This window comes from Fusibacter sp. 3D3 (genome assembly GCF_001748365.1).
GTDB lineage: Bacteria > Bacillota > Clostridia > Peptostreptococcales > Acidaminobacteraceae > Fusibacter_A.
The window spans coordinates 276,001-288,425 of sequence record NZ_BDHH01000003.1; the positions used below are offsets into that span (position 1 = coordinate 276,001).

The following is a 12,425-nucleotide window of genomic DNA, read 5'->3' on the forward strand; positions in this document are numbered from 1 at the left end:
TGGAGGTTATCATGATTGAGATTAAAGGGATTATCCCCGCATTAATCACACCGATGCATGCAGATGAGAGTATCAACGAAACAGAGCTTAGAGTCCAAATCAATCGTCAAATCGAAGCTGGGGTACACGGTATGTTTCCCTTTGGAACAAATGGTGAGGGTTATATACTCAGTGAAGCTGAAAAAGAACAAGTTTTGAAGATCGTAGTGGATGAAGTCAATGGACGCGTTCCTGTATATGCAGGCACAGGCTGTATTGGCACAAAGGATACCATTCGCCAATCTTTGATGGCTAAAACGGTAGGTGCGGATATTTTATCTATAATCACACCGTCATTTGCCTTAGCGTCTCAAAATGAAATCTATGAGCACTATAAAAGCATCGCTGAAGCCGTGGACATGCCCATTGTGCTTTATAACATTCCGGCGAGAACAGGCAATTCTATCGCACCAGCGACTGTGGCTAAACTCAGTAAAATTGCCAATATCATCGGTGTCAAAGACAGTAGTGGAAACTTTGACAATATGCTTCAATATATAGAAGCAACTCAGGATGACAAGGATTTTGCTGTACTCTCGGGCAATGATTCTTTAATACTTTGGAATCTTTTAGCAGGAGGCGCAGGGGGTATCGCAGGCTGTGCAAATGTTTATCCTGAAACGATGGCTTCTATCTACGATTATTTTAAAGCAGGGGATCTGGAGAAAGCGCGCAAAGCTCAAGACAGCATTCGCTCTTTCAGAGGTTGCTTTAAATATGGCAATCCAAATACAATCGTCAAAACAGCTGTGGGCCTTTTGGGCTATCCAGTGGGCAAATGTCGCGCACCTTTTAATCAGGTACCAGAAGAAGGCATCGAAGCTTTGAAAAAAGTGCTTGATGAAAACAAAGCATTAGGAATGCTCTAGGGAGGACATATGGCTGATAAATTAATCGTTGGCATCACAATGGGTGATCCCGCAAGTATTGGTCCTGAAATCACAGTGAAGGCGCTTGCGAAAAAAAGCATCTACGAGAGCTGTCACCCGATTGTCATTGGAGATGTAGACGTGATGAAGGCGGCAGCGAAAATCATTGGTAGAGCAGATATCATCATTCATGCAGTTGAGTCGGTTTCACAGGCTAAATTTGAGCATGGAACGATTGATGTGTATGATATGAAACTGGTGGATGTCTCTAAACTCGAAAGAGGGCGCATCTCTTTGATGGCTGGAGAAGCCGCATTTCAATATGTTAAAAAGGTTATTGAACTCGCTTTGGCGGGAGATGTAGAGGCTACGGTGACCAATGCTTTTAACAAAGAAGCCATCAATGCAGCAGGACATCACTACTCTGGTCATACAGAAATATATGCAGCATTAACGGGCACTAAAAAGTACACCATGATGCTCGCACACGAAAATTTGCGTGTGGTGCATGTTTCCACACATATCTCATTAAGAGAGGCCTGTGATCGCGTTAAAAAGGATCGCGTACTGGAAGTGATTCGAATTGCACATCAAGCTTGTAAGGATTTGGGGATTGAAAATCCAAAAGTGGGTGTTGCGGGGCTGAATCCTCACAGTGGAGAAAATGGGTTATTTGGTAGAGAAGAAATGGATGAAATCATACCGGCGATTGAGTCAGCAATCTCGGAAGGTATCGACGCCTGTGGCCCTGTGCCACCCGACACGATATTTTCAAAAGCAAAAGGGGGTTGGTATGATATTGTTGTGGCTATGTACCACGACCAAGGGCACATACCGCTCAAAGTCGTCGGGTTTGTATATAATCAAGACGCAGGCAAATGGGATGCAGTATCTGGCGTGAATATTACTTTAGGATTACCTATTGTACGCGCGTCTGTGGATCATGGTACTGCGTTTGATCAAGCGGGAACGGGCATGGCAAGTGAATTGAGCCTTGAAAATGCAATTGAATATGGCATAATGTTGGCTAAAAGTAAAAGTAAAAAGTAAAGAATATGGAGGAGTAAGACATGTTTGGATTAAAGAAAAGCGTTTTAGCACTTGGGTTAGTGGCTATGATCTCTTTTAGCTTAGTGGCTTGTGGGGGAGAAAAAGCTGCGGAAACACCGGCACCAACGGCGACACCTGAAGCAGCGGCACCTGAAGCAGCGGCACCAGCAACTACACCTGAAGCAACACCAGCAGATTCAAAGTTGGATTTAAAAGCAAATGTGCTCTTTGCTACATTTGAAGTGGGTACCAGCAACTACAATATATCAGCAGAATTAGGAAAGATGTGGGAAGATCAAGGGTTAGGGACTGTGGATGTACAACCGATCTCTCCAGGGGGTATGGGTGCGCCTTATCTATTCGAAAATGGTAAAGCGGATATCGCATTTATCAACGGTGCGCCAGCAAGATGGGCTATGGAAACAGGGACACTTGGCAAAGCACCAACAAGTGATTACAGAGCAATGCTTGGAGAATTATCGGCAGTATCAGCAGTTAACTTTTTGACTCAAGATTTTATAGACAAGTACAAGGTCACCACAATTGAAGAAGCGATTAGACAAAAGTTACCAATCAGAATTGGTTGTAGTCCGGTGGGCTCTATGGACAACGAAGTGGTTCAAATTCTATTAAACTACATGGGCGCCACTGAAGAGGATATCAAAGCTTGGGGTGGCGACGTGGTTCATGGCGGGGGATCAGACCTTTCAGCTATGGTTAAAGATGGAAAACTTGATTTTATGCTTGACCATACTTCTGTAAACTCTTCAACAATGCAGGAAATTGCAATGACCAGTAAAGTGAAATTTTTACAATGGGAAGAAGCAACTATTGACCATTTTGTAAAAGAAAAAGGATTCCAACGTGTGATTATTGCACCAAACTCTTGGAAAGGTCAAACCGAGGAACTTGTGAATGCGGGAACACCAGACTGTTTATTTGTCAAAGCAGATTTAGATGAAGAAGTCGTGTATCAGTTGACTAAAATCATGTGTGAAAATAGAGATCAACTTGTGACAGTATTCGCTTCACTTGAACCATTCCGTCCCGAAACTTGCTGGGAACCAGAAAAAGTGGGTGGCGTTGCACTTCATCCAGGTGCTGAAAGATACTTCAAGGAAATGGGCTACATGAAATAAACCGACAGCAATTTATAATGAGAGCTGTGGCAAAAAACCACAGTTCTCATCATCACATTTTGTTTTATACAATTGGAGGATAAATGAATGACAAATACCAAGCCCAAGGATATCAACGCTGATGTGGTAGAAGTTAAAGAACCCCTACCAACGTGGAGATATGCTTTATTAATTGGAATTTCAGCTTGTTTTTTACTTTTTCAACTCTATATTGCATTGGTTAGACCATTAGATCGTTGGTTACAAGTGCCGTATCACTTATGCTTTGGTCTATTGGCAACATTTATGTTCAAACCAATGGCAAGCAAATGCAAAAAAAAGTCAACTAAAGCGTTAGGCTGGTTATATGATGGCATTTTAGTGATCATGCTCATCTATATTGCTTACTATTTCACAACGAATTTGGAATATTTACAAAACCGAATCTACAATGTGGATACCATGTCCAGTGCAGATCTTATAGCGGCATATGCAATCGTATTTGTGGTCATGGAAGCGGTGAGACGCACCATGGGCCTCAATTTATTCTTGTTTATCTGTTTTTTCATCGCCTATGCATTTTTAGGACAAAAAATATCAGGCATTTTCAAGTTTAGAGGCATGTCATGGCAAGGTTTTGGTGAAGTGATGGTCATGGATGTCAATGGTATTTTAGGGTCCCCATTAACGGCATCCATGAATACACTGTTTTACTTTTTAATATTCGGTGCTTTTTTCTCGGTATGTGGCGGTGGGCAAGTGCTGATTGATCTTGGCATGAAACTCAGTGACAAAACAGTGGGTGGACCTGCGAAAGCGGCTGTACTCTCTAGTGGTCTCATGGGTATGATTTCGGGTAGTGCTGTTGCCAATGTTTCAACAACAGGTGTTATGACGATTCCACTTATGAAAAAATCGGGTTATGAACCTCACCAAGCCGCTTCAATAGAAGCTGTTGCATCAACAGGCGGACAAATTATGCCACCGATTATGGGCGTTGGGGCCTTTATCATGGCTGAAATGATCGGTGTGAGTTACTTGAAAATTGCAGCGGCTGCATTGATTCCAGCATTGGCGTACTACGGTTCTGTTTTTCTACTGGTACATTTCTTAGCGAAAAGAAAAGCAATGGTCTCTGCAGATGAATCTGTAAAATATGTCTCTGATCCTGTTTTGCCAAGACTTTATCAATTATTTCCAATAGTGGCCTTAGTTGCGATTATCCTCAAGGGGGGCTCTTTAACGAGAGCGGCACTTGTGGGTACGGTTTTAGCAATAGGTGTGAGCTTTATTTCTAAAAAGACTCGAATGAGCTTTAAACAGCTGGTCGATGCGGCACTTGATGGCATTAAACAAGCGGCTAATATTACAATTCCAACTGCTGCGTGTGGGATTATGATCGGTATCGTGGTTCAATCAGGGGTTGCCAATAAACTCACTAAAATAATCGCCAATACAGGCAATTCCAATATAGCACTTGCGCTTGTCTTTGCTATGGCGGGCTGTTTGCTACTTGGGATGGCACTTCCAACCGTTGCAGCCTATCTTATTGCCAATATTTTATTTGGAACGACGCTTATCAACCTTGGTATTCCAGCGCTACCAGCAAATATGTTTATTTTCTACTTTGGTGTTGTGGCACAAATTACACCGCCTGTATGCCTTGCGTCATTTACGGCCGCTGGGATTGCGGGTGCAAGTTCTTGGAAGACTGGGTGGACAGCCTTTGGGTATGCCTTTGTCGCGTTCCTTGTGCCTTATGTGTTTGTTTTTCAACCAGAAATTCTCTTAATTGAAGGCACGCTCCTTGATACGGCTTTTGCAGTTGCGGTTCTTTCTTATGGCATTATCTTTTTAGCGGCAGGCGTAACGGGTTATCTCTTTGTACCTGTAGACAATTTCTTTATAAGAGCGCTGTTTTTTATCACAGCGATTTCAATCATCATACCACATGCTCTAATTTCAATTGTGGGCGGCACTGTTGGCGCGGCGTTGATAGGGGTATTTTATGTCTTGTCTAAAAAATATAAACGTGTAAGTGTTATGGCATAGACACTATGGGAGTGTAGGATATGATTATTGATCAATGGCACAACATTCATTTTTATAAACCCCTTATCCAGAATTTTGATAAGGGGCTCAAGGCGATCCGTGAACAGATGGAAAAATTAGAAACGGGTCGTTATGAGTTTGAGGGTGGTTTTTTCATGGTCCAAAAGGGAGAGACGAAACCCATGTCAGAGGGCTTGTTTGAAGCACATCGAAAGTATATTGATATTCAAATCATCGTCAAGGGCAGTGAAGAAATCGCATGGGAAGAACTTGCAGATTTAACAGTGGAGATACCTTATAATCCTGAAAAGGATGCCGAGTATTTAGCAGGTGAGACCAAGCATCATATGCTCATCTCTGAAGGGATGTTCTACATCGCTTATCCACATGATGGTCATAGACCTGTTAGGCATACTGAAATCCCACTGACTTTCACTAAAATTGTTTTGAAGTTACCAGCATAACCAATGGATAAAAATGGAGGCGTATTTTCATGGTAATCAAAAAAATTCCGACTTTATTTCCGCATAATCATGCTTCCAATATTTTGTCTTTAAGCAATGGAGAACTATTATGTGTATGGTTTGGCGGAAGTTGTGAAGGCAAATCCGATATTTCAATACAATGTTCACGCCTTAAAAAAGATGCGGTGGATTGGGAAATACCTCATATCTTATCCGATGATTCTGAACGCTCCGAGCAGAACCCAATTTTGTTTGAACTTGAACCTGGAATCATCTGGCTGATTTACACGGCTCAGGTTGGCATTCATCAAGATACAGCGGTGGTTAGATGGCGAAAATCCACAGATTATGGGCGGACATGGGGTGCTATAGAAGACCTCTTTGACGAATCGGGTATTTTTGTCAGAAATCCACCCGTTGTTTTGGAAAACGGCACTATTTTATTGCCGGCCTACTATTGTTTAAAGTCAGAAACGGGCTTTTTAGGGGATGATTATAGTGTCATTAAGCGGTCGATAGATGGCGGTAAAACTTGGACGGAGACGCTCATTGAAGGCAGTCAAGGGTTGGTGCATATGACGCTTGTGGCTTTGGATGAGGAGAAACTTATCGGGTTTTTTAGAAGTAGAAGAGCGGATGCCATTTATATGACGGTGTCAACAGATGGTGGCAAGTGCTGGCACCTTCCAAAACCCACGACACTGCCGAATAATAACGCTTCAATTCAGTGTACAAAGCTTTTAAATGGCGATCTCGCCATGGTTTTTAACAATGTCAACAAGGAGATGGCACCACCAGCAGAGAATCGACCGCCTTGGTTTGAAAAAACGGATATGGATACCACTGGTGTAAAGGCATCGGATAAACCCAGTGCAGTTTGGGGCGTGAGAAGGTCACCGCTTGTACTTGGAATATCCAAAGATGCAGGCATGACATGGTCGATTGAAAAGATTTTAATCACTAAAGACGGCTATGATGGTGAGCCCGAATTTTCATATCCTTCGATTAAACAAAGTGCGGATGGTCAGATACACGTTACCTATACGCACTTGAGGCAGTATATCTGTCATTTAACATTGTAATCTTCCCCCTCTTAATAGAATTATAAGTAAGCGCTATGCAAATTGTTTTTAGATGATTTGCATAGCGCTTGTTTATTGTAGATCATTAGTTTTCGTCCAGCTTAGAGGCAGGAATATTCAGCCTGCTCAAAGCGGTTAGACGAGGACGTGTCTGGCAAAACAAAGTTTTGACGGACAATGATTGACTATTTTGTCTGTTCGATTAAGTAGTAGACCGCTTTTTTAAATGAATCCGGTGGCACAGAGTGTCCTTGATCAAATTGATCGATGATCTTTAGAGATGGATTTGTTTTAGCCACGGTTTTCCAATCGGTCTTAACAGCCAATTGAGGATCAAGATAGTTGTAAACGATGCCAATTTCTTGGGGGTTACTTTTTAATAAATTAATAACATCATAATTATCAGAATTTTTAATAGTTTCTTGGTATTCATATATATCAGCAGCTTTGATATCGTGGATGGAAGATGGTGATATGTGTACAGTGTATTTATCTTAGCAATATCTTTGAAAGTGTTTAATTCTCCTTCTTAAGTTTATACTCGATGATAAAAACAATTGAGTATATTAAAAATAAGGCTAAATACAGCAATAAGTTGGAAAGCGAGAAAAAAATATAATGTCTGCCTGTAATCATAAAGAACAAAATAATATTTACGCCAAGAGATACTATAGCGGCACGAAAAAATAATGCATACATTTTTTTTCCCATTACAATTTCCTCCTGTATGATCATAATAATATCTATCTCTAGATACTGTAGTATTTGCAATACAATATTGGCTAAACTTTAGTTAATTGCGTTATAAGCTTGTCAAGCCGCTTCTGCAATAATTCCAGATACTGCAACAGCAATTGGTGCGCCACCAGATACCGCAGTTATAGCAGCAGTTGCTCCAAATGTTATTTATGCGGACATTTTCTTATTTCATTTTCGAATATGATCGAGCATATCATTGAACTTACTTTCAAATTTGATTGCCTTGAAAAGAAGATCAATTAATTTAATGATGAAAAATGTTAAAAGGAAACTAAAGATCAAAAAGAGTATAGTATCAATGTGTATTCCTCTAGTGATCAAAATACAGAAATTAAAGATGAGCCATGCTGAAGTTAACAAATAAATAAAAATAATCATTAAAGGAGACATATTTAATTTTTGAATTATTTTATTAATCATGTGATTGCCCCTCCAAGAACTGAAATTACATTAGTACCAACTCTGTAATGGTCCCCTGTAATACGTGCTCAACTTTAGGTAAATATTCTCTAGATTATTTCCAATAAGATTCAAGTCCAGATTTCATGTTGCTAACAAACCCTCTATTCACTGTATTTCTAGTTTCGTCGCCCATATTGGCTGCAGCTCCACCATTCACATCCATGCCTAATGCTCTAAACCTTCATTCCCGCGTGAATTAGATTTTCTCCTGAATAGAATCGTTGTAAGCATAACATATATGTTGGGTTAAACATATATTCTAGTTTTCTTTTCTGGAGATGCTCTTATACAAAAAAATAAAAATTGGTAGAACAATCAAGAATCCTATTAAAGTGTTTAATTCTAGAGAATGATGTAAAATTAAGGGGCTTATGATCAACTCATTAACGATTTCAAAACTCACAAAACAATAGAAAAAATACTTCCAAAACAGATTTTTTAGAAGGTCTAGAGGTGTGCCTAAAATTATAATTCTTAAGCATGCGATGAGCATCATAATATTACCGACTTGACTCAACAAGGTTTGTTCCATTGTAAAAACCATAAATAGGAATAGAATGCCGATAAATACAGCGTATAGCTTCGAAAATATATGTAATAGCTTCATGATCTATGCTCCTTATATCTATAAGTGGTGTAATGTTGAAAATAAAACAACTTTTGGATTCATACTAACATAGCACATGCACATGCATATTCAAGTCGGTATCTGCTTATATTAATAGTACAATTTTGATTATATAATGGAAATATAGCGACTTGGCTTTAATTTGTTATAAAACAATGTCTTGTAAGTAGATAATGTAAGTGAGAATTACTATCTTTTTTTCTTCAATGGAATTATGTCGAAATTTAAGCCGATCATCTCAATAAAATCTATTAGTGATAAAGATGAAAGGAAAATCACAAAAAAAAGAATAATAGGTAAAAATGGAATCAATATAAAAAATGATATTATTTTTTTGAATTTATATTTCATAGAACTTCACCTTTCTTAAAAGACATTAATTGAAAAAAATATGTTCTGATTAAGAACCACAAACAGAACTTATTCTTGCAAGGATTTGTTATACTAAAAAAGATATCCACTCCTATGATAAATAGGAGTGGAATCAAAGTCAAATACTAAAGAAAAACACTTCATTTTAGATAACAGAGAGTTTATTCGGCACGCTATCATGGTTGAAACGCTATATAATCTAGGGATAGCGCCATAAATTTTATAGCACCAAATCAAAGACAACTCAAAATTGGTCAATAATACTTTCTTAAAAGGGATAATGTGAATTTGAAAAAGAAAAAGACAAAGAAAATTGACAATATATAATAATTAACTCTATATTGTCAATTAAGTAGTTCTAATTAATATCCACCAGCTTCTTTTATCATATCCCAACCATCTATTATACTAATTGACGATCTTTCTGCCCTAAACGGAGCAGAGGGACTAGCAATCATTCCAACAGATCCTACTGTAATTTTCATGACTCCTCCAAAAGCTTTTTTAAAACTATCTGAAGTAACTGCCTCTGCAGCACCTTTAAATGCTTCAACAATCGCTCCCAGAATATCAGAAAAACTTCCACCATTCACATCCATCATTTCATCCATTTCTAATTCTTTTAATTATAAAGGAAAGCATCATAATAAGAGTAATGGTCAATATTATAACAAAAGAAACGCCTAAAGCCAATCTATTGGAAATCACGTTACTAATACCAGATGATAATGTGAATATATTACACCTACTAATAGCTATTGTATAAGTTTTATAATGTACACATACGGTTGGATACAATAAAAACTATTTTTAGAGCATTAAGGTTTTGGTTCATTCTTTAGCTTTTCCCTTTTCTAAATAGATAACAGAGATAATATGAAGTCGACACTTCTTATCCCTTCTATTGTTATAAGTCTACATTTTATTATAAATGATTTGCTATAGTTGCACTTACCAAGTTAAAATAGTATTCACAAAAGCATGTAAAGTAATAGCATAGATAATATTTCCCGTATAAAATCTTGAGATACAACCGAAAATGGAGATGACAATAGCGCCCACTAGCCAATTGAAATGACCAATATAGAGCCATGAGTGCAAAATAATAAAGAAAAATGAATCGAGTGAAATAATAAGCATCATCCTTAAATGCTTAGACTTTAAATTTGAAGTAGATTCTAATAATTGCGTGAGAAACACGCCGCGAACCAAGACTTCTTCTGTGAAAGCGGGTACAATAATAGCGATTAAAAAACTGATTAGGAATGAAGTTGTACCTATTTGAGGCACAAGTATTTGCTTATGATTGAGCCGCATTAATAAATAACAAAGACTTATCGTCGTAATGATCATGATGATCGTTTTTCCAAACTTTATATTTGTAAATTTAAAGCCTAATTCAGCTATAGAAAACCCCATTTCCAAACAGAAATAGAATAGAAAGAAATTAATTGGAATGAGTAGTGCTAGGAGTGCCAATTGCCCTTCCACAAAAATGCCATTTCTTATATTAGGCGCAAGCTCAGTCGCGGAAAAAACGATATTCTTTAAAAATAGGAGAGTGATACTCAAATAAAGAATACGCTTAAAAGGGTGTTCAACTTCTGTAGCGATATATTTTTTTGTAAAAAACATAGAAATTAAATAAATGATCATAACCATCGCAGCTATCAAAAAATTCAGCGGCATTGTTGACGGCACTAAAACAGCAGTTATAATGGCACAACTAAAAAAAAGCAGTAAGAAATCATTGCTTCTGCGGGACTTAAGAAAATCAATCATTATAGTATAAGCCTCTCTTATTAAAGAATAAGGCACAGTATCCTATAACTAATTTTATAGAATGACTGCGCCTTGGTGAAAAATTAACGCATTAGTTTTTAAATGTTATGTTAAATTCGTGATTTCCAATTTGTAAACTACCGCCAGATCTTTCTTTGTTCGAAATTACATTAGTACCAACTCCATAATGGTCCCCTGTAGATACGTGCCCAATTTTAGGTAAATATTCTCTAGATTCTTTCCAATAAGATTCAAGTCCAGATTTCATGTTGCTAACAAATCCTCTATCTACTGTATTTCCAGTTCCATCGCCCATATCGGATGAAGTAGCTCCGCCATTCACATCCATCATTTCATCCATTTCTAATTCTTTAAACATCTGTTGTACCTCCATAAAATATCATTTTTCTAATTTCTCATTACTAATGCATGCGTTATGTAACTTAAATTGATTTTGAATCTGTAACAATATTTTCTAGAATAACTGCCACAAGATTAATTTTATGGTATCAGATGGGAAATGATATATCAATAGCAAAAACAAAAAAAGTAAAAAATAGAATAAAATACATGTCAACTGTTGTAAATGCAGAATAGATATGTTATCTTGATGGCGGGCATATCCTATTCATACACTATATTACAATTTTGTGTGTCCAATAGGTGTCCGTAAGATTAAAATTTTAACAAATACGTTTTTAGTCAATAGTGTTGAGCATTCTGTCTCCCCACATAGAATACTGGTCACCACTCCTGCACCCAGTGGACCTGCGCTACATGCCACTGCGCCACCAACAGAAATAACGATAACTGCATCTCTAGCAAATCTATTTGGATCATCATTACTAGGATTTTGAGTACTTTCTCCATCAGTATAAAATTCAGTGGCATTTTTGGAGGTCCTAAAATAGGCGTTATGAGTGAACTGGTAATGAAAAGTCGTAAGAGGTTGTTGCTTTTTAGTGAAATGAAAGAATGCCCACATAAAAGAAATTACTTTTATGCGGACATTTTCTTATTTCATTTTCGAATATGATCGAGCATATCATTGAACTTACTTTCAAATTTGATTGCCTTGAGAAGAAGATCAATTAATTTAACAAAAACAATTGTAAAAAGAAAACTAGATATCAAAATGAGTATAGTATCAATGTGTATTCCCCTAGTGATCAAAATATAGCTATTAGGGATGAGCCAAGCTGGAATACATAGATAAATAAGAATAATCATTAAGGGAGACATATTTAATTTTTGAATTAGTTTATTAATCATGATTTTGCCCCTCCAAGGACACGATAAAAGAGAAGAAAATGCACTCTGATTTTAGACTATGCATGCATTTTCTCTAAATTAAGTTGCAAATTTGGATTAATGAATACTAATTCCATCCCAATTTTTCTTGAATAGCATCAGAAATTGAACCGCCAATTGAACTTCCTACAGCAGCGCCAACAGCTGTTCCAGCGACTGTACCGATAGTTTTCTCAGTTTTGTAGTTTGGACCTGAACTTGCTGCAAATCCAATACTCCCACCAACAAAGGCACCTACACTTTCAAAGAACGTATCCATTGCACGGGTTGTTATATCTGAAACCGTATCTATAACATTACCACCATTCACATCCATCATTTTATCCATTTCTAATGCTTTAAACATCTGTTGTACCTCCACATGAAAGAATGCCCACATAAAAGAAATTACTTTTATGCGGGCATTTTCTCCTTCATTTTCGAATATGATCGAGCAT

General features: G+C 37.7%; 14 protein-coding genes. 6 read left to right on the forward strand and 8 right to left on the reverse strand.

Going from position 1 to position 12,425, the window contains the following annotated elements:
* The first annotated feature begins 11 nt into the window (after positions 1-11).
* The 6 genes from dapA (at position 12) to F3D3_RS05195 (ending at position 6,674) form a co-directional block, all read left to right on the forward strand.
* Positions 12-908 carry a 4-hydroxy-tetrahydrodipicolinate synthase gene (gene dapA, locus F3D3_RS05170; RefSeq protein WP_069871813.1) on the forward strand — a complete coding sequence of 299 codons (897 nt, stop codon included), beginning with the start codon at positions 12-14 and terminating at the stop codon, positions 906-908.
* Positions 909-917: 9 nt separating this feature from the next.
* Positions 918-1,958, forward strand: a complete 1,041-nt coding sequence (gene pdxA, locus F3D3_RS05175; RefSeq protein WP_069871815.1) for a 4-hydroxythreonine-4-phosphate dehydrogenase PdxA — start codon at positions 918-920, stop codon at positions 1,956-1,958.
* Positions 1,959-1,978: 20 nt separating this feature from the next.
* Entirely contained in the window at positions 1,979-3,097 is a 1,119-nt protein-coding gene (locus tag F3D3_RS05180; RefSeq protein WP_069871817.1) for a TAXI family TRAP transporter solute-binding subunit, read from the forward strand.
* 87 nt (positions 3,098-3,184) lie between these two features.
* Positions 3,185-5,128, forward strand: coding sequence for a TRAP transporter fused permease subunit (locus F3D3_RS05185; protein WP_084388837.1), 1,944 nt, complete (start codon positions 3,185-3,187; stop codon positions 5,126-5,128).
* Positions 5,129-5,148: 20 nt separating this feature from the next.
* The gene (locus F3D3_RS05190; RefSeq protein WP_069871819.1) at positions 5,149-5,592 is read left to right on the forward strand and encodes a YhcH/YjgK/YiaL family protein; all 444 of its coding nucleotides are present in this window, start codon (positions 5,149-5,151) and stop codon (positions 5,590-5,592) included.
* 29 nt (positions 5,593-5,621) lie between these two features.
* A complete protein-coding gene (locus F3D3_RS05195) occupies positions 5,622-6,674 on the forward strand; it encodes an exo-alpha-sialidase (protein ID WP_069871820.1) in 1,053 nt (350 codons plus the stop codon).
* A 185-nt stretch (positions 6,675-6,859) separates the two neighbouring features.
* On the opposite strand, the gene F3D3_RS24030 is transcribed toward F3D3_RS05195, so the two are convergent.
* The 8 genes from F3D3_RS24030 to F3D3_RS05240 form a co-directional block, all read right to left on the reverse strand.
* Positions 6,860-7,000, reverse strand: coding sequence for a hypothetical protein (locus F3D3_RS24030; RefSeq protein WP_175438300.1), 141 nt, complete (start codon positions 6,998-7,000; stop codon positions 6,860-6,862).
* A gap of 190 nt (positions 7,001-7,190) precedes the next feature.
* On the reverse strand, positions 7,191-7,385 hold the full coding sequence (locus F3D3_RS05200) for a hypothetical protein (protein ID WP_069871822.1): 195 nt from the start codon (positions 7,383-7,385) through the stop codon (positions 7,191-7,193).
* Positions 7,386-8,154: 769 nt separating this feature from the next.
* Positions 8,155-8,502: a hypothetical protein gene (locus F3D3_RS05210; RefSeq protein WP_069871825.1), complete on the reverse strand. Its 348-nt coding sequence runs from the start codon at positions 8,500-8,502 to the stop codon at positions 8,155-8,157.
* 755 nt (positions 8,503-9,257) lie between these two features.
* On the reverse strand, positions 9,258-9,506 hold the full coding sequence (locus tag F3D3_RS05215; RefSeq protein ID WP_069871827.1) for a hypothetical protein: 249 nt from the start codon (positions 9,504-9,506) through the stop codon (positions 9,258-9,260).
* Positions 9,507-9,846: 340 nt separating this feature from the next.
* Positions 9,847-10,713, reverse strand: a complete 867-nt coding sequence (locus F3D3_RS05220; RefSeq protein ID WP_207645346.1) for a CPBP family intramembrane glutamic endopeptidase — start codon at positions 10,711-10,713, stop codon at positions 9,847-9,849.
* A gap of 55 nt (positions 10,714-10,768) precedes the next feature.
* A complete protein-coding gene (locus F3D3_RS05225; protein ID WP_069871831.1) occupies positions 10,769-11,056 on the reverse strand; it encodes a hypothetical protein in 288 nt (95 codons plus the stop codon).
* Positions 11,057-11,317: 261 nt separating this feature from the next.
* Complete coding sequence (locus tag F3D3_RS05230) at positions 11,318-11,662, reverse strand: hypothetical protein (protein WP_069871832.1); 345 nt, start codon at positions 11,660-11,662, stop codon at positions 11,318-11,320.
* A gap of 393 nt (positions 11,663-12,055) precedes the next feature.
* The gene (locus F3D3_RS05240) at positions 12,056-12,334 is read right to left on the reverse strand and encodes a glycine zipper 2TM domain-containing protein (RefSeq protein ID WP_069871836.1); all 279 of its coding nucleotides are present in this window, start codon (positions 12,332-12,334) and stop codon (positions 12,056-12,058) included.
* Positions 12,335-12,425 lie beyond the last annotated feature (91 nt).